General features: G+C 55.3%; 19 protein-coding genes. 10 read left to right on the top strand and 9 right to left on the bottom strand.

Features of this window, described 5'->3' with window-relative positions:
• The first annotated feature begins 41 nt into the window (after positions 1-41).
• Genes metX through dcsG form a run of 3 tightly spaced genes read left to right on the top strand, consistent with a single transcriptional unit; the run spans position 42 to position 2,999 of the window.
• On the top strand, positions 42-1,265 hold the full coding sequence (metX, locus tag AC2FGE_RS18750; RefSeq protein WP_496820802.1) for a homoserine O-acetyltransferase MetX: 1,224 nt from the start codon (positions 42-44) through the stop codon (positions 1,263-1,265).
• Entirely contained in the window at positions 1,262-2,008 is a 747-nt protein-coding gene (locus tag AC2FGE_RS18755) for an SDR family oxidoreductase (protein ID WP_496820803.1), read from the top strand. The genes metX and AC2FGE_RS18755 overlap by 4 nt, the downstream gene beginning before the upstream one ends.
• On the top strand, positions 1,977-2,999 hold the full coding sequence (gene dcsG, locus AC2FGE_RS18760; RefSeq protein ID WP_496820804.1) for a D-cycloserine synthetase: 1,023 nt from the start codon (positions 1,977-1,979) through the stop codon (positions 2,997-2,999). Before AC2FGE_RS18755 ends, dcsG begins: the two co-directional genes overlap by 32 nt.
• 587 nt (positions 3,000-3,586) lie before the next feature.
• On the opposite strand, the gene AC2FGE_RS18765 is transcribed toward dcsG, so the two are convergent.
• The 7 genes from AC2FGE_RS18765 to AC2FGE_RS18795 all read right to left on the bottom strand — a co-directional run bounded on the left by AC2FGE_RS18765 (position 3,587) and on the right by AC2FGE_RS18795 (position 10,565).
• Positions 3,587-4,294 carry a ThuA domain-containing protein gene (locus AC2FGE_RS18765; protein ID WP_496820805.1) on the bottom strand — a complete coding sequence of 236 codons (708 nt, stop codon included), beginning with the start codon at positions 4,292-4,294 and terminating at the stop codon, positions 3,587-3,589.
• Positions 4,291-5,163: an NAD(P)-dependent oxidoreductase gene (locus tag AC2FGE_RS18770; RefSeq protein WP_496820806.1), complete on the bottom strand. Its 873-nt coding sequence runs from the start codon at positions 5,161-5,163 to the stop codon at positions 4,291-4,293. The genes AC2FGE_RS18765 and AC2FGE_RS18770 overlap by 4 nt, the downstream gene beginning before the upstream one ends.
• Positions 5,163-6,683 carry a sugar ABC transporter ATP-binding protein gene (locus AC2FGE_RS18775; protein WP_496820807.1) on the bottom strand — a complete coding sequence of 507 codons (1,521 nt, stop codon included), beginning with the start codon at positions 6,681-6,683 and terminating at the stop codon, positions 5,163-5,165. The genes AC2FGE_RS18770 and AC2FGE_RS18775 overlap by 1 nt, the downstream gene beginning before the upstream one ends.
• Complete coding sequence (locus AC2FGE_RS18780) at positions 6,680-7,681, bottom strand: ABC transporter permease (RefSeq protein WP_496820809.1); 1,002 nt, start codon at positions 7,679-7,681, stop codon at positions 6,680-6,682. Before AC2FGE_RS18780 ends, AC2FGE_RS18775 begins: the two co-directional genes overlap by 4 nt.
• A 13-nt stretch (positions 7,682-7,694) precedes the next feature.
• The gene (locus AC2FGE_RS18785) at positions 7,695-8,669 is read right to left on the bottom strand and encodes an ABC transporter permease (RefSeq protein WP_496820810.1); all 975 of its coding nucleotides are present in this window, start codon (positions 8,667-8,669) and stop codon (positions 7,695-7,697) included.
• Between the two features lie 68 nt (positions 8,670-8,737).
• Complete coding sequence (locus AC2FGE_RS18790) at positions 8,738-9,535, bottom strand: SDR family oxidoreductase (RefSeq protein WP_496820811.1); 798 nt, start codon at positions 9,533-9,535, stop codon at positions 8,738-8,740.
• Positions 9,536-9,608: 73 nt separating this feature from the next.
• Entirely contained in the window at positions 9,609-10,565 is a 957-nt protein-coding gene (locus AC2FGE_RS18795; protein ID WP_496820812.1) for a sugar ABC transporter substrate-binding protein, read from the bottom strand.
• A gap of 303 nt (positions 10,566-10,868) precedes the next feature.
• Here AC2FGE_RS18795 and AC2FGE_RS18800 point away from each other — a divergent pair, with 303 nt between their 5' ends.
• From AC2FGE_RS18800 to AC2FGE_RS18830, 7 genes are all read left to right on the top strand, one after another.
• Entirely contained in the window at positions 10,869-12,611 is a 1,743-nt protein-coding gene (locus AC2FGE_RS18800; RefSeq protein ID WP_496820832.1) for an extracellular solute-binding protein, read from the top strand.
• Positions 12,612-12,629: 18 nt separating this feature from the next.
• Positions 12,630-13,439, top strand: a complete 810-nt coding sequence (locus AC2FGE_RS18805; RefSeq protein WP_496820814.1) for an SDR family NAD(P)-dependent oxidoreductase — start codon at positions 12,630-12,632, stop codon at positions 13,437-13,439.
• Positions 13,440-13,502: 63 nt separating this feature from the next.
• Entirely contained in the window at positions 13,503-14,801 is a 1,299-nt protein-coding gene (locus AC2FGE_RS18810) for a M24 family metallopeptidase (protein ID WP_496820815.1), read from the top strand.
• 53 nt (positions 14,802-14,854) lie between these two features.
• On the top strand, positions 14,855-15,850 hold the full coding sequence (locus AC2FGE_RS18815; protein ID WP_496820817.1) for a thiamine pyrophosphate-dependent dehydrogenase E1 component subunit alpha: 996 nt from the start codon (positions 14,855-14,857) through the stop codon (positions 15,848-15,850).
• 10 nt (positions 15,851-15,860) lie between these two features.
• Positions 15,861-16,856, top strand: a complete 996-nt coding sequence (locus AC2FGE_RS18820; RefSeq protein ID WP_496820818.1) for an alpha-ketoacid dehydrogenase subunit beta — start codon at positions 15,861-15,863, stop codon at positions 16,854-16,856.
• A 7-nt stretch (positions 16,857-16,863) separates the two neighbouring features.
• On the top strand, positions 16,864-17,871 hold the full coding sequence (locus AC2FGE_RS18825) for a biotin/lipoyl-containing protein (protein ID WP_496820820.1): 1,008 nt from the start codon (positions 16,864-16,866) through the stop codon (positions 17,869-17,871).
• Between the two features lie 16 nt (positions 17,872-17,887).
• Positions 17,888-19,318 (top strand): NAD-dependent succinate-semialdehyde dehydrogenase, encoded by a 1,431-nt coding sequence (locus tag AC2FGE_RS18830; RefSeq protein ID WP_496820821.1) that lies wholly within the window; start codon positions 17,888-17,890, stop codon positions 19,316-19,318.
• 1,192 nt (positions 19,319-20,510) lie between these two features.
• Here AC2FGE_RS18830 and AC2FGE_RS18835 read toward each other — a convergent pair.
• Both AC2FGE_RS18835 and AC2FGE_RS18840 read right to left on the bottom strand, forming a co-directional pair.
• The gene (locus AC2FGE_RS18835; RefSeq protein ID WP_496820822.1) at positions 20,511-22,073 is read right to left on the bottom strand and encodes a sulfatase; all 1,563 of its coding nucleotides are present in this window, start codon (positions 22,071-22,073) and stop codon (positions 20,511-20,513) included.
• Positions 22,070-22,936, bottom strand: a complete 867-nt coding sequence (locus AC2FGE_RS18840) for a formylglycine-generating enzyme family protein (protein ID WP_496820823.1) — start codon at positions 22,934-22,936, stop codon at positions 22,070-22,072. Before AC2FGE_RS18840 ends, AC2FGE_RS18835 begins: the two co-directional genes overlap by 4 nt.
• Between the last annotated feature and the right edge of the window lie 26 nt (positions 22,937-22,962).

Below are 22,962 nucleotides of genomic sequence, written 5' to 3' on the forward strand. Positions count from 1 at the left end.
TCACGCTCACGCGTTCTCGTCAGAGAAGGAGGACATATGCAATGCTGGAACAGCCATTGACCAAGCTACCCACCCATTCCAGTCGTGAATTTATCCCGCCTGGCAGTCGCTTCTTGTCGTTACCTGAGGAGTTTCCCATGAGACGCGGAGGGTGTCTCATGGGAGGTATCCTAGCCTATGAAACTTGGGGGACACTTTCGCGGGGGCGCGACAACGCAATTCTCATACTGACGGGATTGTCACCGGATGCGCACGCCGCCTCTTCGCCGACGAACCGGGAAGCCGGCTGGTGGGAACGTATGGTTGGTCCTGGCAAAGCCATCGACACCGACACATGGTTTGTAATCTGTGTCAACTCGTTGGGAAGTTGTAAGGGCTCTACCGGTCCAGCATCTCTTGTTCCCGACAATACTCGCACGTACAGACTTGATTTCCCTCAACTCAGCATCGAAGACATTGCAGATGCGGCAGCGTTTGCCGTGCGCGCCCTTGAAATCGAGACCTTGGCATGTGTGATTGGTTGTTCAATGGGCGGGATGAGTGCACTATCTCTGATTTCTCGTCATCCGGGTCTCGCTCGTACTCATATTAGTGTTTCGAGCGCCGCGCATGCATCTCCGTTCGCGTTAGCCGTGCGTTCGCTCCAGCGACAGGCTATCCAAGACGATCCAAACTGGCGGTCTGGACAGTACAGCAACGAGAGTTACCCGCTTGCGGGCATGTCGATTGCTCGAAAACTTGGGCTTATCACCTATCGGTCTGCGACTGAGTGGCAAGCGCGATTTGGCCGAAATGTGACCGCAAGTGGTTCGGCCAGCCAACGAGGCGGAATGCAATGTCGCCCAGAGTTCGCCGTCGAGAGTTATCTTGAATTCCATGCAAGGAGATTCCTGCGGGGGTTTGATCCGAATTCCTATCTGTACTTGAGCCAGTGCATTGATCTGTTTGATATTGCAGACCAAGCGAACGGGTGTGCCGACAGAGCTTTGTCACAACTCACACTGGAACGCGCTTTGGTCCTGGGCACGGATACAGATATTCTATTTCCATTGTATCAACAACGCCAGATCGCCGATGGCTTACGCGCCGCTGACGCAAGAACCCAATTTACTGAATTGGATAGCCATCAGGGCCACGACGCCTTCCTCGTCGATATTCCATCATTCGGGGTACCAATCGCTAGCTTCCTTTCCGATCTCGGGCGAAAGCCTCCGGTCGTTCGCGCAGCACCAATTGTGGCAGCAAGGGAGGAATTCGTCCTATGAAAAAAGATGCTGGAAAGATTGCTCTGGTGACCGGAGCCAACCGTGGAATAGGATTCGAAATAGCGCGTCAGATCGCACAATCAGGTGCTCACGTTCTGCTGTCCGGTAGAAGCTTTGAGCACGCCAATATTGCGGCTCATATGCTTTGCGGCGAAAAACTGATTGCCACTCCAATCCAGTTGGACGTGACCGACCCAGAATCGGTTAGTCACGCAGCGGAATGGATTGCCAGCACCTTTGGTCGGCTCGATATATTGGTCAACAACGCAGCCATAAGAATTGAGGACTATGGTATCGCGCCATCTGTACAACCCATGTGGAAGTGGCGGGAGACGTTCGAAACTAACCTCTTCGGCGTAGTTGAAGTTACACAAGCTCTGCTCTCACTGATCCGAAACAGCGAAGCAGGGCGCATTGTCAATGTGTCTAGCCTATTAGGTTCAGTTGGAACCCATAGCGATCGCAGCTCTTATGCCTATAGTGACATGTTCAAGTCATTGCCTGCTTACAGTGCGTCGAAATGCGGGGTCAATTCCTGGACCGCGCATCTTGCATACGAGCTGCGGGATACGCCGATCAAAGTGAATGCCGTTCACCCAGGTTACACAAAAACCGACATGAACGATGGGCTAGGTGATCTGGAGATACCCGAAGGAGCCCGTACTAGCGTCCAAATGGCGCTGCTTGGATCGGATGGACCTTCCGGATCATATGTCCATCTCGACCGGATTATTCCGTGGTGAACACCCCCCGCATTCTCAGTCAATAAGGTTTGAAAAAATGAAGCATGTTGCTCTCGTCACCGATTCAGAAAGTTTGCCAATCGACTTCGATATGGACTTGCTGATTGATGCCTGCGTTGCTCAAGGAGTACAGCCCGAAATAGTTGAATGGACTGATCCCAGCGTTCCCTGGGGAAAGTATGATGCCGTTCTGCTACGCTCGCCTTGGAGCTACACCAAACATCTCAAGAGATTTCGAGATTGGTGCGCTCATGTAGATGCGCAGACTCATCTCATTAATCCTCTGGCAGTAATCAGTTGGGGTTTGGACAAAACGTACTTGAAAGACCTCGAAGCGCTCGATGTCCCTATAGTGCCGACAGAAATCTTGCCTCCAAATGCGAAGATCGGTGACCGCCTCCAATCCTTCCTGGAAGATCACCCGGAATGCAATGAACTTGTCATAAAGCCAACAGTTGGCGCTTATTCCCAGAACGTTGGTCGCTTCTCGCGCCAAAATATCGAAGCTGCCATACGGCATGCCGAAACGCTTTTCGCAACCGGCCACAGCGTCATCATTCAACCATACCTCACGTCGATTGATGAGCTCGGCGAAACGGACATGATCTTTTTCGACGGCCACTACAGTCATGCTATCCGAAAAGCGGCACTTTTAATGCCCGACGGCACAGTAAATGTTCCAAGCACTGACATGCGCTCAGCGCGGGCAGCTTCTCCAGATGAACGGGAAGTAGGAATTAGTGCGCTAAAGGCAGTGACCAAGATCTTCGGATTGGATTCACCGCTACTTTATGCTCGCGTTGATTTAGTCGAGGACCAAAACGGTGCTCCTGTTGTTCTTGAACTGGAGATATCAGAACCTTCCCTTAGCTTACAGTTTGCACCTGGAAGCCCGGATCGTTTCGCAAAAGCAATCACGAATAGACTAATTTCTATCGATACTGCAGGTGCAGATATCCAACAGCTTAAACAAGGAGTCGGCTCCGGCTGATAACAATCCAGTACCCAATCGACCGTAACACCCTATTCTGCTTTCAGCCCGCCTAACGACGGGCGGGGTATGGCATCCCCGGGACCCCGCGGTTCCTCTCAGCAATGACAGCTATAGTGAGTTAGGCTGCAATGCAGCATAAAGACTGCAGCGCATACCAATGAATGCTGCGTCAGCAAAGTGGCCAAACGTCAATGTCGGCAAAGTCCCGCAACTGGATCCTTGAGTGCGTGGTGTCCGCTGCGGTTTGTATGAATGGCCGGTGTTCCCGCCGCACAGCAGCATCGAGATTGACGCAGTTGCAGCGATTTCTACGCGGCGCGCGCACGCGGCATAAAACTCGAATTCACAGGTTGGGCTCTTTTCCGCCATCGGAGCAAACACAGCATCGTTTTTGGACGACCCAGACCGTGGCGATGTGGACGGCCCAGAGCTGACTATAGCATGCCGGTCCATCTAAGCACTGCAGCATATCCCCAAAACGGTCGTTGGTCGAAGGGCAAAGTCGAGGCATCTCGGAAACGGAAAACCGTTAGATTGAAATAGCAGCCGCCGACTTGGCTTAGCAAACAAGCCTGATTGCGGCACTATCGTTTTCCGTCAGCGGCCCAAATTGCACCCCGGCGAATAATCTCGGTGACCTGAGGCTGTTTCAAGTCGTCCAACTCATGCCCGATTGAGCAATAGAAAACGCGACCCTTATCCCATCGGCGCTTCCAAATCACCGGGATGACTGTCCCCTCGATCCACCACAGATGATCCCCGGAAAAGGTTGTCGTCGCCAGCACGTCATTAGAGGGATCAACCAGCATGTAATACTGCTCGGTTGTCAGTCGAAAGCTTCTGATCCCTTCAACGATTGGGTCATCGGGTTTGCAGATGGTCACATCATAATCGATGTAATCCTCGCGCGGTTGAAGGTTGTCAGGCCATCCCGGCGGGTGAGCAACAAACTGACCTCCGATCAGAAAGTGGTAGGTTGGTCGGTCGCGGAACGCGTCGCCCATATGGCCATGCCACCCTGCCAACCCGCATCCATCCCCGATCAGCTTCAAAAGCCCGTCTTCCTGCGGTTTGGTCATGTTCCCGTATTTGTCTTTGTGGCCCGATCTGGCGGATGACCAGATCGGTGTGATCAGATCCAGATCGGCCAGTTCATCCGGGTTTTCCAGAGGCTCCAACGTGTCGTAGACATCCACGTCGAACCCGTTGTCCTTCAGAAGCGCCTCGTACCAATCGCTGAATTGCTTGGGGGCGTGACCTTTCCAGCCTCCAACAAAAAGTGCGGCTTTCATCCCGATTGTCCTCGCATGTAGTTGAAGATGGACGCCATGTCGCGCGCATCGAAGCCCTGTACTTCGGCGTTTTTTAGCACCTCAAACGTAGTCTTGGCCTGTGGCATCGGCACACCGACATCCTGCGCCAGATCCAGAGCGAGCCCGACATCCTTGCGTGCCAGCGCAACTGTGAACGTTACAGCCTGACTTGCTTCGTTCAGATAAATTGGGCGGCGAAACTTCAACATCGGCGCCGCAGCGGCAGAGTTTTCGATCACATCAAATGCGAGATCGGTGGCAATGCCAGCGCGCTCGGCAAGGCAGAGCGCCTCAGAGACCGTCTGGTTCATACCGTGGATCAACAAATTCACCGCAAGTTTCATGGCCGCGCCAGCGCCGACCTGTCCCAACCAGATGGTCTTGCGCCCCATCGCGTCAAAAAGGGGTGACAGCGTCTGAGCGAGCGAAGCATGAGCGCCTGCCATAATCAGAAGCGTGGCCTCTTCGGCGGCGTTGGTCGCCCCGGAAACCGGCGCATCAACAAAGCGTTTTCCGGTAGTCTCGGCAGCCTCTGCAATCTCGGAAACCAAAGCCGGGCTCATTGTGCCCATCTCAATCAATATTTGCGCGCCCGGTGCCGAGATCAGACCTGCATCTCCGAAATAGACTGCCCGTGCGGCTGCATCGTCTGCGAGCATCGAGACCGTGACATCAGAAACTCGGGACAATTCTGCAGGAGTGTTGGCAATTCCGCCGCCAACACTCTGTGAAAAATCCTGCGCAGGACCGGTGCTGCGGTTCCAGACCGTGACGTCATGCCCTGCCCGGGCACAGTTGGCTGCCATCCGGCGCCCCATGCGACCCAATCCTGCAAAACCAACCCGCATCACGCGACCTGCGTCGTGCCGTTGTCAGAGAGGCCCGAGATAGCCCGAACCAGACTATCTTCGGTCACATCTTCAGACGTGAATTCCTGTGTGATCTGCCCCTGGAACATAGCGTAGATCCGGTCCGCGACGTGCAACACTTCAGGCATCTCCGAACTGATGACGATCACCGCATATCCTTGCGCGGCAAGATCCCGGATCAGGTTGTGAATCTCGGCTTTGCTACCGACATCGATCCCGCGTGTCGGTTCATCAACAATCAGCACGTTCGGGTGCATGGACAGCCATTTGCCGATGACGATCTTTTGCTGGTTGCCACCGGACAGGTTCCCGACAAGTTGCCGCCAACCGGGCGTTCGGATGTCCAGCCGGTCGCGGTATTGATCAAAGATCGAAACCTCGGCCCCTTCGGCCACAAACGGACCAGCCTTGAGATCATCCACCTGAGGCAGGGTCATGTTGTCCCTGCAGTTCATGCCCAAGACCAACCCCTGACCTTTGCGGTCTTCTGGGACCAGCGAGATACCCCGCTCAATCGCGTCTGACGGTGAGTGGATGCGTATCTCTTGCCCATCAAGCAGGATTTGTCCGGCAGATGGATCGCGCAATCCAAACAAGGTTTCGGCAATCTCGGTACGCCCTGCGCCGACCAACCCATAGAATCCAACCACTTCGCCGCGTCTGATCTTGAAACTGACGTTTTGGTACAGATCGCCGCAACTCAGATTTCGCACCTCCAAAGCCACGTCCCCCAATTCGTGGTGCGAGACGTTGCGGGACAGGTCCAACTTGCGCCCGATCATCATCTGGGTGACGGATTCTTCATCCGTTTCTGCTGTGATTGCGGTGCCCGTGTGCTGTCCGTCCCGAAGCACACTGACTCGGTCGGTAATGCGAAAGATCTCTTCCATCCGGTGTGAGATGTAAATGATGCCCACGTCACGCGCTTTCAGATCGGCGATCACGTCGAACAGAACATCTTTTTCCGTGTCCGTCAGTGATGCGGTGGGTTCGTCAAAAATCACCGCTTTGGCGTCTACGGTCAGGGCGCGGGCGATCTCGACCATTTGCTTGTTGGCGATGGACAGATCCCCGACGAGGGTCTTGGGCGTAAAGCCAACCTTCAGCCGATCCAGAATGTTTGCTGTATCGGCATAAAGCTTGTCCCAATCGACCCGCCCGTAAGACTTGCGCGGCAACTCACCGAGATAGACATTCTCGGCCACGGACAATTCGTCTGCGAGGCTGAGCTCCTGGTGAATGAACACAACACCCTTGGCCTTGGCTTCCAGAGGTGAGGTCATGGCGGTGGGAGTCTCTTCGATCAGAATTTGACCTTCATCGGGTTGATAAATCCCCCCCAGAACCTTCATCAATGTTGATTTCCCGGCGCCGTTTTCCCCCATCAACGCATGCACTTCGCCGGGCATGACCGCAAAGGAAACGCCGTCAAGCGCGCGAACACCGGGGAATGTCTTCACGATCCCTTCAAGACGCAGGGCGGGTGTGCGTTCGGTCATGTCTTGAGCTCCTCTGCACCTTTGCGGTTCAGTTGCTTGTCGAGATAGAGAACTGCAATCAGGATTAGACCAATCACCAGATTGACGGTTGAGGTGTCTGCGCCGATATGCCCCAAGCCTTTGCGCAAAAGCTGGATCGCCAGCACGCCCCCAAAGGTTGAGATCACCGAGCCAGCACCACCGGTCAGCTTGGTGCCCCCCAGAACCACCGCGGTGATAATCCACAACTCGTACAGCTCACCATCGTTCGGGTTCACGGATCCACTTTCCGAATAAAACACCACGGCCGATAGGGCCGCCAGAAACCCGATGATCATGAAATTGAGCATCATGTGTGGGCCGACCCTGATACCCGCATTCACCGCCGCCTCGCGGTTGTCGCCAATGGCATAGGCATTGCGTCCGTGGATGGTGCGGTTCATCACGAACCAGATCACCACGGTCACCGCCAGAAGGAACCAGGTGGCCGTGTGCAGGCCAAGAAACTGAGCCTCAGCGAAATCAACCAATGTCCAGTTCAGATGGCTTGTCGGTTGCTCGCCATTGTACATGAACACCAGACCACGATAGCCAAGCATCGAACCAAGCGTCACAATGAATGCATCGACCCCTGTTTTCCAGACGATCAATCCGTTGATGGCGCCCAGCACGATGCCGGTCAGCAACGCCAGACTCCACGAGATTGGAATGACCCAATCCCCGAGATCTGCAAAAACAGGCCATGTCAGACTGTCCAGCAAGACAATTGCGCAGAGTGCAAAGGTCGCTCCGACGCTTAGGTCAATATTGCCATTGATCATGACGATGGTCATACCCATCGCGATGATCCCGATTGGAGCAGACTGTTTAAACAACAGCAGCATGTTGTCGAGATCCATGAAGGCCTTGTCACTGAGTGATAAATATTCTCCCGCAACGCTGAAGAAGATCAGCTCGAAGACGATGAAACCCCAGATGGCGCCTCGCTTCAGGAAAGTGCTCAGAGTACCAGCTTGCATGTATCCGTTTCCCTTACGCGATCTGTGACCAGAGTTTGCCGCGCTTGGCCGCGATATCGAGCCATACCGCCAGGATAATGATCACCCAGGTCACGACGTATTGGACATAGAATTGCAGACCGACCAGCAGTAACCCGTTCTGGATGAACCCAAGCATCAGGACGCCAATAACCGTCTTGAAGATTGTTCCGGACCCGCCCAACAAAGACGCGCCTCCGAGGATGACAGCAGCCAGCACTTCAAGCTCCAGACCTTGCCCCACGGTGTTCTGGCTGCCCATCGAACGGCTCGCCTGAATAAGACCGGCCGTTGCGACACAAAAGGAAGACGCAAGATAGCAGGCGAAAACAACGCGCGCGCGCCGAATGCCCGAGAAGGTTGCAGCTACGCCGTTGCCCCCCACTGCGTAGACCTTGCGGCCAAACGGGGTTTTGGCCAGCACGATACCCAGAAAAGCGGCCAACAGAACAAACAACAGAATTGGGACGGGAACACCCAACGCGTCACCCTGGCCGAAAACGCTGAACCAGGTACCTTCCTTGTCGGCGATATCCATGTTCTTGCCGCCAGAATAGGTTAGCGTCAGCCCGTGGATGGCCGACAGCATTCCAAGCGTCACAATCAGCGAGTTGAGTTTCAGGTAACCAACAAGAAACCCGATCAGGGCGCCCAGGCACATTGTCATGGCAAACATCGAAGGAATCGCCAGCGTTGGCCCAATCTTGTCGTGAAGGTCCAGGACAACAATAGTTGAAAAGGACATCATTGAGCCAACGGACAGATCAAGATTACCGCTGATCACAACAAAGGTCACTCCCAGCGCCATGACACCCAGAATGGCAGATGAGCGGATCACGCCCATAATGTTGTCCGGATCCAGAAATCTGGGGTTCGCCAACGTAAATCCGATAATGAACACGACAAAAGCAACCAGGATCCCCTGCCGAGCCAGTATTCCCCCAATGTCGGATTTCTTCAGTTGCGCCATCCTGTTCTCCCCGTCTCCGGCAAGCCGGAGGTTTAGTCTTACTACAGCACTCACCGAGCGCCGCGCATTCATACCAGTGTCATGCCGCCATCAATCATCACGATCTGACCGGTCATGTAGTCGCTGTCCCGCGACGCAAGGAATGTCGTCGTTCCGGTGATGTCCTCAGGCTGGGCAACACGTCCGCGCAATATTTCAGCCGAAAACTCCTCCATCGCTTGCCCAGGGCGCTCGGCGGCGCCGATCTCCATCAGGTCGCGGTCGACCTCTTCCCACATTTCCGTCGCGACCACTCCGGGGGCGAAGCCCGTCACCGTGATATCATGCTTTGCCAAATCGCGCGCGCCTGACTGGGTCAGCGAAACAACAGCCCATTTTGAGGCACAATAGGGCGCGACATTGTCGAATCCCTGTCGGCTGGCAATTGATGCGGTATTGATGATTTTGCCACCAGTTCCCTGAGCAATCATCTGACGTGCGGCCTCCTGCATGCCGATCATGCATCCCAACCCGTTGACGCCCATGATGAAATGCCAGTTCTCATCTGTCACATCGAGGAAATTCATCGGCTTGTTCACGCCGGCATTGTTGAATTTCACATCCAGTTTTCCAAACAGGCCCACCGTATGGTCGATCATGGCGCGGACCTGTTCGCGATTGGTCACATCGACGGCGGCATGGGTGACCTGACCGCCATGGCTGTTGGCTCTCTGTCTGTTTTCGGCGGCAACCGTTGCCACCTTGTCGCCGTTTATGTCAGCGAAACAGACATCCGCGCCTTGTTCCAGCAGCGCCTCGCCAATGGCGCGGCCGATGCCTTGAGCTGCCCCCGTGACAATACAGGAACGTCCAGAGACTCGCCCCATGGGTTTCTCCCTGTTCATTTGAATTGATGAAACTGCGCAGAGCCCAATGGGCTCCGCGCTTCTGGGGAGAGACTTAGAAAACCGGCTTGGTAAACTCGCCTTGGTTGTCCTGTGTGATCTTCGGTGTGTCGAAGTAGTTCAGGAACGGCAGTTCCTTCCCTTCCAGCGTTTCGATCGCTGTTTTCAATGCAGCCTTGGCATCGTCAACGGGTGACTGGTAGATCGAGCCCCAGTATTCACCACGTTCCATAGCTTCGTAGCCAACAGCGAAGTTTGTGGCCCCAACAAAGATGATGCCTTCACGACCAGCGGCTTTTGCAGCGTTCAATGCGCCCACGCCCATATTGTCATCGCCGGAATAGACCCCATCGATGTCATCATATTTCACAAGGAAAGCTTCCATGACCTTCTGGGATTTCTCACGGTTCCAGTCGCCAGGTTGGGTTTCAACCAGCGTCACGTTGGGACATACTTCCGGCAGGCGATCATCAAAACCCTTTTGGCGTTCGATGGCCGTGGTGTACCCCGGCTGCCCCGAGATCTGGACGACGCGTGCTTCATTTTCGATGCCCATGTCCTTGAACTTATCGCACATGATTTCCGCTGAACGCGAACCTTGTGTGATGTTGTCTGGGCCAGAGAAGGAGGCGACGAACGGGAAACCCGCTTCGGCAATGTTTGAGTTGGTGACAATAACGGGGATACCGGCCTTGTGCGCTTTGCGTACCGCCGGGATCACGGCCTCGCCATTGGTTGGCCAGATGATGATGGCATCCACTTCCTGTTGGATCAGGTCCTCCATCTGGGCAATCTGACGGGCTACGTCACCTCCTGCATCCAGAACGACAACATCGACATCGCTGTTCGCCTCGGCGGCTGCGATAAAGGCTTTTTCATATGTGGTCTGATAGCTGTCGACGCCGACATTGTTCTGTGTAATGCCAATAGTCATTGTATCAGCCATAGCTGCCCCACCGAAAGCCGTCAGGGCCAGGGCAGTGGTCGCCACAAGAGTTTTGCGGATATTCATTCGGTTTCCTCCCGGGTAAATTCTTGGTCTTGCCAACTCCCGTTTTTCCTCCGCGGGAATCATCATCCGTAGATCGGATTAGCCCTGACAGGTTCGCGAAAACTTCCGCGCTAAGACCCCCCGAAAATATCCAAATTGAGAATCGTGGTATCCAGAACGGATATCTAAGCGATACTGCACCAAGATCATTCTGAACATTTTGAGAGGGAGGGCAATATGAGCGAATCGAATTTGTCCAAATCGAACAATCCAGCGCCAGACTCGGCCCAACCTTATGATCAGGGTGCAAAGCGGTACAAACCCATGGACGGCTCAGCTTCGACATTTCAGCAAGGTTTTTATCAGGACAAGACCGAAATGCTTCAGGTTGTTTCGTTTCTGGAAAGCTTTTGCGAAGAGCTGGAAGATGTGATCGAGGTCTTTGCCCCGAACCCGTTTTTCCTGATGTCCCTTTTCCTGATCCGAAATCACATTGAGGGTAAAACCGTCACCCCGACGTCTCTCATATCGGCGTCGCACATTCCATATGCCACTGCGTCGCGCCGCGTGAAGGAAATGATCGAAACAGGCCTGATCGAACAGCGCCCGCGCACCAGTTCCGGCAAAAGCTTCTCGCTTCATCCCAGCGAACATCTTCTTGAGGGATGGATGCAGCTGTCCACTCGCATACGGCGCCTGGCCGAAATCGAATTTGGAACAAGCGAAGAGCGGGCAGAGTCCACCGACTATTATTTTGGCGGATCTTACATGGCGACCAAATCGATACCACCGCTGCAAGTTCTGGGTGAACCCCTGAAACTGGCTGGTGGGGTTCGCGTTCTGGTGCATGGTGACCCGACCTTTATGGTGATGGAAACGCTCAAGCGGCAATTTGAACAAGTGATCGGATCACCGATCCAGCAACGCGCCTTTTCAATTGATCGCTTGCGGGAAGAAGCGCTCAAAAACGCAGAACGCCCAACCAGCCGATATGACATTATCGCAGTAGATCTTCCCTGGATCGGAGAGTTTGTCGAAAAAGGCGTGTTGCTGCCGTTAGAGGGCGTGATGGATTTGGCAGTGCTGGATCCGGCCGATTTCCATACCGCAGGCTGGAAAGCGGCACATTGGGGCGGCAAGGCCTATGGTGTCCCGGCGCAAACCACACCAGAGCTTTTGTTCTATCGGCGCGATCAGTTTGCCGATGCGGGGCTTGAACCGCCTGCGACAACGGACGAACTTCTGACTGCGGCACAGGCTCTCCACGATCCGCAACATGGGCGGTATGGCATAGCGTGGAACGCGGCGCGTGGGACAGCGCTTGGACATACATTCCTAACGACGCTTTCGGATTTCGGGCAGCCGATCGTTGATTTAAATGAGATCGCCGGCGGTTTTGACACCGAAGACCTGCATCAAGATGCCTATCAATTCACTATCGACACGGCCGTGGGGCTAAGTGCTGCCGAGTATCTGATGGAGCTGCTCAACTACTCACCGCCCGACATTTTGTCTATGTCGTGGTACGAACGTATCCGTCCCTTTGCCGCAGGCAAGGTCGCGATGGCATACGGCTACACGCTGTTGGCGCCTTATTTCGAAAGCGATCCGTCTTCGCCCGCACACGGTCAGACCGGTTTCCTTCCACATCCTGCAGGACGTGGCGCCACTCAGGTCGCACCGGTCGGCGGTTATGTGATGGGCATCCCCTCCAATCTGCCGGTCGAGCGTCGTGCCGCAGCAGCAGAAGCTTTAAGGGTCTTCACGTCCCCCGAGGCTCAGAAGCTGTACGTCCAGAACGGCAGCCGGACCAACCCACGCTATTCAGTTGGTGCCGACCCTGAGGTACGACGATCCTCGCCGATCTTCGAAGCAGTCGACGCGATGTCCTGGCGCGATGAACTGCAATTCTGGCCACGCCCACCCGTACCCGAAATCAGTGATGTCATTCGTATCTGCGGAGAGGAACTCCACGACATGCTGCGTGGGATCATACCCCCGAAAGAGGCCCTGCGCCGTGCGCAGAACCGCGCTGATGAAATGCTAAGTGGCAAGCGCCGAAGATAGAACCCCAAGGAGAAGATCATGGACCCCAATCGCCTGAAAGGTAAGAACATTCTGATTACTGGTGCCGCTCGCGGCATGGGACAGGCGAATGCCGAGAGCTTTGCGTCTCAGGGTGCAAATATCTGCATTGGGGATGTTGATCACGCAGAAGCGCAGAAAGTCGCGGATGGCATCAATGCCAAAGGCAACGGCAGCGCGATCGCGGTCAAAATGGACGTGACCAAGCGCGAAGACAATGCGGCGGCTGTTGCTGCGACCGTCGACGCCTTTGGCAGTATCAACGTGGGTCTGTTCAACGCGGGCCTGAACAAACCCCGGTTCTTCATGGATATCGATGAAGACAACTGGGACATGATCATGAACGTCAACACCAAGGCGATGTGGTTGGGGATGCAGGAAACTGCACGTCAGATGATCAAGCAAGGCCCGATGGAGGGACATCCCTATAAGATCATCAACGTCGGTTCAATCGCTTCGCGCAAACCGCTTGTGGATGTGACGGTGTATTGCACCTCGAAATATGGCTGTCTGGCCCTGACCCATTGCGGTGCCGTTGCCCTGGCCGAACATAACATCACGGTCAACGGTTATGCGCCCGGCGTCGTGGTCACCCCACTCTGGGAACAGCTCGACAAGGATCTGGTCGATATCGGTTTCAAGGAACGCGAGGGCCAGGCCTATGAAGACATCGTCCGCGATGCGCTTCAGGTCAAACGGGTTTCTTACCCCAATGACATCGTCGGCACCGCGTCGTTCCTGGCCAGCGATGACAGCGATTATATGACCGGCCAGATGATCCACATCGATGGCGGCTGGTGCATTCAGTAACACCGCACCACTGCGCAGACCCTACACAATATATCGGTGGTTCGACCACCTGAAGGAGCCGTCATGTCCCGAGCACTCATGCCCAACCTGCTGACCCCGCAGGATCTTGAACCCAACTGGCAATGGGAAGGACGATTGCCCGCATGGGGTCATACATCCGTCGACTTTGAGCGTCGAATTGATCATGACCGCCTGCGCCGCTATCGGCTGGCACGCACGCGTCAGGCGCTGAAAGCGTCGAATGCGGGCACGCTCCTGCTCTTTGATGTGAACAACATTCGCTATGTCTCGGCCACCAAGATCGGCGAATGGGAACGCGACAAGATGTGCCGGTTCTGCCTGCTGACCGGCGACGACGCGCCCTATGTCTGGGATTTCGGGTCCGCTGCGATGCACCACAAGAAATACTCGGATTGGCTGGTGCCGGATCATTGCCGTGCAGGTGTCGTCGGCATGCGGGGCACCATCCCGCCCGAGTTTGGGTTGATGCGCAAATATGCCAAGGAAATCGCCGGGCTTATCCGCGACGCGGGGATGGGGGACATGCCGGTTGGCGTGGACTATGCCGAAACCGCGATGTTCGAAGCGCTCAAGGCTGAGGGCATCAATGTCGTCGACGGCCAACAAATCATGTTGGCAGCACGCGAGATTAAGAACTGGGATGAAATCCAGCTGCTGACGCAAGCCGCCTCGATGGTCGATGGCGTCTATCACATGATTTACGAAGAGTTGAAACCGGGTGTGCGTGAAAACGACATCGTCGCGCTTTCCAACAAGATGCTTTATGAGATGGGCAGCGACGATGTTGAGGCGATCAACGCTATTTCCGGCGAACGCTGCAACCCGCACCCGCACAACTTCACCGACAGGCTGTTCCGTCCTGGTGATCAGGCATTCTTTGATATTCTGCAGTCCTATCAGGGGTATCGCACCTGTTACTATCGGACTTTCAACATCGGCCGGTCCACGCCGTCCCAAAACGACGCCTATGTGAAGGCGCGCGAATGGATCGACGCATCGATTTCGATGATCAAACCGGGGGTCAGCACCGACAAGGTGGCGGAAGTTTGGCCAAAAGCCGAGGAGTTCGGCTTTCCCGACGAAGCGTCTGCCTTTGGCCTTCAATTTGGTCACGGGCTGGGTCTGGCGTTGCATGAACGGCCGATCATCAGCCGGGCTGTCAGCCTTGATCATCCAATGGAGATCAAGACGGGAATGGTCTTCGCGCTAGAAACCTATTGCCCGGCGACCGACGGATACTCTGCCGCGAGGATCGAGGAAGAGGTTGTGGTCACCGAAACCGGTTGCGAAGTGATCAGCCTTTTCCCGGCCGAAGACCTGCCAATCGCCAACCGCTACTGACGCTTATCCAACCGGTCCTTTAGGGCCGGTGTCACTTCTTAGGAAAGTTTATCATGAGCGCCGCAAAGACCAACACTGAGGACTATCTGCGAATGTACGCCCAGATGGTTCGCATCCGAACATTCGAAGACAATGCAAATCAGTTGTACCTGTCGGCCAAGATGCCGGGGCTGACCCATATGTATTCCGGTGAAGAGGCCGTGGCAGTTGGTATTTGCGAAGCTTTGCGGGTCACCGACAAAATTACCTCGACCCACCGTGGCCACGGCCATTGCGTAGCCAAAGGCGCCGATTTCAAGGAAATGTTCTGCGAGTTGCTGGGCAAGGAAGAAGGCTATTGCCGCGGCAAAGGCGGATCCATGCATATCGCGGATCAGTCCAATGGGAATCTTGGCGCGAACGCGATTGTTGGCGGGTCGATGGGTATCGCAACAGGAGCTGCCTTTTCAGCTAAACTGTTGGGCAAGGATGACGTCACTGTCTGTTTCTTTGGCGATGGGGCCACCGCTCAGGGGCTGATGTACGAGGTCATGAACATGGCCGCTTTGTGGAAATTGCCGGTGATCTATGCCTGCGAAAACAACGGGTATTCGGAATATACCCGAACGGATGAAATCGCGGCAGGCGCCATCACGGCACGCGCCGAAGCCTTTGGCATCGAGGCCCATCAGGTCGACGGGCAGGATGTGCTGGCCGTGAATGAGCTGACCGAGAAGTTGGTCGGGCGCACGCGCAAGGGCGAGGGTCCGTTCTTCATTGAACTGATAACCTATCGCTATCACGGCCACCACGTAGGCGATATCAATCGCGAATATTACCGGTCGAAAGAGGAGGAAAAGCACTGGAAGGAAAACCGCGATCCGATCACGCGGTTCCGGTCCTGGCTGGTCGCAGAAGGTATCGCCACGGAAGACGAGATTGAGGCCATGAACGCTGAAATCAAATCCGAAGCAACCGCCGCTGTCGAATACGCCCTGAACGCAGACTATCCGGATGGTGCCGAAGTCGACATGCATGTTTTCACCGACGTCAAACACGCGCTGGCTTGAGGAGCGGAATATGCGAGAAATTACTCTGTCTCAGGCCGTCAACGAAGCGCTTGCCGAAGAAATGCGGCGCGATCCCACCACATTCATCATCGGTGAGGATGTGGCCGAAGCCGGAACACCTTTTAAGATCCTTTCCGGTCTGGTCGAAGAATTTGGCACCGATCGCGTGGTCGACACGCCAATTGCGGAACCGGGGTTCATGGGGCTTGCGGTCGGCGCCTCCATGACAGGCACCCGTCCCATCGTTGATCTGATGTTTGGCGATTTCATCTTTCTGGTCATGGACCAACTCTGCAATCAGGCCGCCAAGATTCACTATATGTCCGGTGGCAAAATGAACGCGCCATTGGTTCTGCGCACAAATCTGGGAGCGACCCGACGATCCGCTGCGCAACACTCCCAATCCTTGCATGCGCTTGTCGCCCATATTCCGGGTTTGAAAGTGGCGCTACCGTCCTCGGCCTACGAGGCCAAGGGGCTGCTCAAAACAGCAATCCGCGACGACAACCCGGTTGTGATTTTCGAAGACAAGCTGATGTACAACGACAAGGCACCGGTCCCCGAAGAAGAGTTCCTCATTCCCTTTGGTGAGGCCAATGTCAAACGCCGCGGCACCGACATTACGTTGATCGGCACATCTTCGATGGTTCAGGTTTGTGAGAAAGCCGCTGAGATTTTATCGGCCGAAGAGATTTCGGCCGAGGTAATCGACCCACGCACAATTGTTCCGCTGGACGAGGAAACGCTGCTTGCCTCTGCCCGCAAGACGAGCCGGGTGATTGTGGTGGATGAAGGGCACCAGAGCTATGGTGTGACGGGCGAAATTGCCAGCCGCATCAATGAAAAGGCGTTCTACCACCTTGACGCACCGGTGCTGAGGATGGGGGCCATGGACGTGCCCATCCCGTTCTCGCCCGCATTGGAGGACATGACGGTTCCAACTCCGGAAGGTGTTGCTGAGAACGCCCGCAGGCTTATGGCGGGGGACATGTTCCATGCCGCATGAGGTGATCATGCCGGCGCTCGGCATGGCGCAGGACACGGGTCTTTTGGTCAATTGGCTGAAAGCACCGGGCGAGGCCGTAAGCTTGGGTGATCCGCTGTTCGAAGTGGAAACCGACAAATCGACTATGGAAGTAGAGGCACCTGCGGATGGGTTTTTGACCGACCTGAAAGCCGAAGCAGGTGCAGAAGTACCCGTGGGTCAGATCATCGCCCTGATTTCGGACACTGCCGAGGGAGAAGGTCAGACGCAGGACGACAGTAACACCCAAGTCGTGCACAAGCAGGACGCAGAACCCGCAACTGCAATTCCGATGCCCATGGTCACTGATCCACCCATTGGGTCGCGTCAAAACACAAACATCGCCGTCGCACCGGTCGCAGAGAACGAACGCATTCTCGCCTCGCCCAAAGCGCGCCGCCTTGCCCATGAGGCAGGGTTGGACCTGAACCGGCTGGTATTGGCCGGGCATCCACAGCCTTATCATGTTGCCGACATTGAGGTGCTTCGAACGTTACCCAAAACCGGCAGCAACGCAGCCACTTCGGCCCATCTTTCTCAGATCACAGCATGTGTGTCACGAACCGGCACGGATGACTTCCTCAACTGGATGCTAGAAGACGGTGGAATAACTATTTCACCCATCGCGCTGTGGGCCAGTTTCGCCTCTGGAGCACTGCGTTCTGTGACGTCTGACAAAGTGGACCTGATAATAGCTCTCTCAAATCTGACCGGCGTAACCACAGTTCTGAAGAACCCAGACAAAACGCGCCTGCTCTATCAGATCGAAGTGCCGGATAACCACCCGGATCTGGTATTGAGAGACATGACAGACAGCCCCATCACCGGGTTGCGACTAGGTCCCCCTGACACTCCGGTTCTGAGCGTCGCAAGCGAAAGGGACATGCTGCGTCTCAGCCTTGAATTCACGTCGGACCAGTTGGAGGACGCGGACGCTATCGCGCTGATATCAGGTTTTGCCGAAAGACTGGCCGACCCATTGCACTATTTGCTCTGACCTGAACGGACTCACCATGAAAAATACCAATCTATATATCAATGGCCATTGGCACGCCGGCGCGGAAGGTCAACGATTTGACGTCATCAATCCCGCAACCGAAGAGGTGATTGCATCGGTCGCGTCAGCCGAAATCGCAGATGCAGATACCGCGTTGGATGCTGCCGAAGCGGCAATGGCAGATTGGGCCGCGCGAACGCCGCGCGAACGCTCTGAGGTATTGCGCAAAGCTTGGGAGCTGATGACAGATCGCCTGGAAGAGTTTGCCCATTTGATCACTTTGGAAAACGGCAAGGCACGCGCGGACGCAGTGGGTGAAGCAACTTATGCCGCAGAATTCTTTCGCTGGTTTGCCGAGGAAGCGGTGCGCTCGGACGGCATGATTACTCACGCGCCCAGTTCGGGTGCGCGGATCATGGTGCAGCATAAGCCCGCAGGCTTGGCTGTGTTGGTGACGCCCTGGAATTATCCCGCCGCCATGGGCACGCGCAAGATCGCCCCGGCCCTAGCGGCCGGTTGTGCCGTCATTATCAAACCCGCCTCTGAAACCCCGCTGACCATGCTGGCATTGATGCCTTTGTTGGAAGAGGCCGGCGTTCCACCCGGTTTGGTCAATGTGCTACCATCACGGCGCACCGGTGCCTTGGTGGATCACATGATGCATGATCCGCGCGTGCGCGTTGTGAGTTTTACCGGCTCTACTGGTGTGGGCCGAAAGCTTTTGAAAGGCGCGGCAGATCAGGTGCTGAAACCCGCGATGGAGCTTGGCGGCAACGCCCCGGTCATCGTTCTGGAAGATGCCGACATGGAAACTGCAATCGAAGGCACGATGTTGGCCAAGATGCGCAATCTGGGTGAGGCATGCACGGCCGCCAACCGCATTTATGTCCACGTCTCCCGCGCCGAGGAGTTTACGAAGCGCCTATCTGATGAAATGTCCGCCTTGAAAGTCGGCGATGGCACCGACCCGTCCGTTGATGTCGGCCCATTGGTCAACTCTGACACGCTTGACAAGGTGGCCGGGTTTGTCGTCGATGCGGTCGCAAAAGGGGCCCGTGTTGAATGTGGTGGTGCCACGCCTGACGGGACCGGGTTCTTTTACCCGCCGACCGTCCTCTCCAACGTGCCGGAAAGCGCCGATTGCGTGCATGATGAGATTTTCGGGCCAGTCGCCGCCATACAGACCTTCACTAACCAAGAGGATGTGATCCGCCGGGCAAACAACACGGAATACGGCCTTGTGGCCTATGTGTTTTCGGATGACTTCAAACGCGCATTACAGGTGTGTGAACGACTGGAATACGGCATGGTTGGCCTGAACCGAGGACTGGTAAGCGATCCGGCAGCACCGTTTGGCGGTGTTAAACAATCAGGCCTCGGACGCGAAGGCGGCCACGAGGGTATGCTGGAATTCATGGAAACTCAGTATATCTCGGCCAGTTGGTGATTTCGGTACTTCAAACTGAGCAAAAACTGGAAATTGAAACCACCTATAGTGACCCACCCTTGGAATAAAATGCTACAGCGAGCACCGAAGCCCAGACGCTTGCGATCAAGGAAACATCACAATCGCCATCGATATATCAATGTCTGCTCTAAGGTGTGCGTTGTTGGTTATTCGCACATGCGGCGAACTTCCGGTTCCCGCCCCCTTCTCTAACAAGTCACTGGACTTCCAGGCATTTGAGAGCGGTACTGTCGTTACGAAACATCGCCCGGGGTCGCCGAGCTCCACTCAGTACCGGACGAAAGATTGGCCTTCGCAAATGAGTGGAGAGAAATGGTGACGGAATCCGCACAGAAAACCAAAGTCGCGAAAGCAAAGGTCGTAAAGGCGAGGCCTGCGCGAAGGGGCGTAGCTGGCTGGCAATGGTCATCGCAGGCAAAACCTTCTCTGAGATCGCCGACTCCGAAGGAGTGTCGAAGCGCCGTGTTCAGGACGTGACCAACCCTGGCATTGCTCGCGCCTGAAGTTCTTGACCGCATCGCTGCCGGCGAACAACCCGATTGCCTCACCACGGATTACCTTATCAAGACGCGGTTCTCTGCTGTCTGGTCAGAGCAGCACGCACAGTTCGCATCGCTCTGAAACAAAACACCCTGAAATCTGCAAACTCGTACCGCCGGAATCGCAAACAGAGACTACGGCATGAAATCGGCCCGGATCTTGCTCTGGATTGCGTCTCTGCAGAAATCCCAGCCTGCCAAGCGCCCGAAATCACGCGACAATTGCGCGATAAGCTTTCAGCGTCTGAAAACAGGGACATGTGTGGCTGTGCACGCAGTCTCGAGCTATCCAGTCTCGCGCAGAATTCCCTATTAACAGGGAATTTACAGGAAAAACTCATAGATTTGGGCCATTTTCGGTGGTTTGGAGCTCTAATTTGTTCTTAAAAACAGTGGCTTGCGTGGATTTTCCCTAGATCGATTAATAGGGAATCTTTCTCTGATGATCAGGGGATTTCTTACGACTAACAATGAAGAGGATAGGGGGAGCGGGCCAAACAAACTTGATCTGAATGTCGCAAGCCGACATTCGTGCGAAGTGTAACCAACGGCTGTTGTGAGCCCCATAGTGCAGGGTTCTACAAAAATTCCCAACGTCTGCTGTTGCTCTCTTTTTAGATCAGGCAGCGGCTTCAGCTTGGCTCCAGTTGAAGCCTTACGTATTGCTCCTTTGGGCAGTCCGCCTCATGCATCAGCGTGATCATTTGGGATTTAAGGCGCTCTTCTACCTCCGGATCAGCCAGCGGACTGGTTTGTGCAGGGTCGACCTTGGTATCCCAAAGCATCGTCGCGAACTGCTTGTCACGGGCGACCCAGGTGACGTTCTCGATTTTCATCGTCATCGCGCCCTTCTGGAAAGAAAACGGTTCTGCAACCTGCAGGTTCTCGAAATCCTCAACCGCGAAATGCGACCGCATATGGGTTGGCATCAGGGTGTATTGATAGAGCGGCTTGTTGTCTGGATTTTGTGGCGACCTCATATAAACATAGCGACCGTCCGTAACATTCACATGGGCTCCGTGCATCCCAAAGATCGCGGCATCTCGCACGGGTGTGTCATCTGCGATAACCTGGGCCAAATCTTTGCCAATCATATCTTTGGACGGTTCTAGTCCAAAGAAGTTGAGCAGCGTCGGCGCAAGGTCGATCGAGGGTTGCACGAGTGCGTTGCGCCGCTCGCCCGAGGCTTTGGCACGCGGATCCCAGATGAAAAACGGCGTGTGGGCGATTTCCTGATACATGGGCATCGACATTTTGCCCCACCAGTCATGTTCGCCCAGTAGGAAGCCATGATCTGTCCAGACGATCAGCATGGTGTCATCCCACAGCCCCTTGGCGTCCATCATGTCCATGACCTGGCCAAGATATTCGTCGCACATACTGACAAGAGCCGCGTACTCAACGCGCAGATGCTTGTTCTCTTCAGGATGATAAGTTGTCCGCGCATACATCGGCCAGTCAAAGAACGGGCCATCATAGGCGTCATAATGCTCTTTGTAGAGTTCTTTGTAGCGGTCAAGCGTGTAAAACGGTTCGTGCGGGTCGAAGGTTTCGATATGAAGCATCCAGTTGTCGTGGTCCGCATTCTTGTCGATGAAGTCGAGACCCGCCTTGAATGTCCGCGCCTGCGGCTGGTTTTCTTCGATATTCATAAAGCCGCGATTGACCCAATCCTGCCGGGTCAGATAGCGCAGCCGCTGCATCGACGCTTGGCTTTCCTCGGGGAACGCCTTGCGATAGGCGTCGAACACCTCGGGTTCCGAGTAGATGCCGTTTTTCCCAAAGGCGCCTTTGGGAATTTCCGGCTCATTCAGGTCGCCGATCCACGGGTCGCCTTCCTGACCACGCCAATACTGCCAGGTGGTGTAATGGGTGTGGTAGTTCAACCCGCCGTCTTCGAAATAGTGATTGTGATCCGTGGTCAGATGGGTGTGCACGCTGGCATCGCTTAGCATCTTGGGCATGCTGTCATCAAACGGTTCCAGCGGCCCCCAGCTGCGGTGCAAAAAGTTGGGCCTACCCGTATGCCAGTCCCGGCGCGCGGGCATGCAGGGCATGGAACAGACATAAGAGGTATCAAAGGTCACCGCCCGATCAGATAGGCGTTTGAAATTTGGCGCATGTACCCAATCATTGCCGTAGCTTGGAAGAAAGTGACGGCTGAGCGTGTCGAACATCACAACGATGGCTTTCATGGGGTGGTCTCCTTTGAATCGAATGCAACGCGGAATCCGATATGCCCGGTTGTCATGTCAGGGGCAGATGCGCTGCGTGCAGACAGGCGGTAGCGGGCGCAATAGGATTTGTGGCAAAGGTGCGAGCCGCCTTTCAGCACTTTGCCTTCCCCAAATGGCGGGCCTTGGGGGTCGTCTGTGATGCGGCTCAGAACGTGGAAGTCGCGGCTGAACCAATCGGCCGTCCATTCCCAGGTGTTACCGACCATGTTATAGAAGCCAAAGCGGTTGGGCTTGAAGGCCGTTACTGGGCAAGTGTTGGCAAACCCGCCAGCCGCGGTGTTTTCCTGAGGAAACTTGCCGCGCCAGATATTGCAGCGGTAGCTGTCGGTGGGCGAGGCATCCCCCCAGGGATAGCGTTTCTGATCCAGGCCGCCGCGACCCGCATACTCCCACTCCGCTTCGGTTGGCAGACGCCCGCCAACCCAGTCGGCGAATGCCACAGCGTCATGCCAGGAAACATGGACAACCGGATGATCTCCTAACGCGTCGACATTCGAACCGGGCCCGGTCGGCGCATGCCAACATGCACCTTCTGTCCTACGCCACCAGGATCCGGGTTCTTCCAGGCTTGCGCCTGCCGGATCAAACATAAAGGACCAGCCAGAACTCTCTGCGGTGGTGGCATGGTTTGTGTCCTCAACAAAGTGGCGGAACTGTTGGTTGGTGATGGCTGATGCGGTCAAGCGAAAGGCCGACACGGAAATGGTGCGCACCGGCTCCTCTCCATCATCCTTTTGGCAACTTCGCTTGGCGCCCATTCGAAACCGCCCGCCTTTCAGCGCGATGATTTCATTCAATTCATGATGACAGACCGTCGACATGGCTCAGGCATAGCATCCCGCTGGCT

The sequence above is a fragment of the Ruegeria sp. YTSA075 genome (assembly GCF_059610245.1).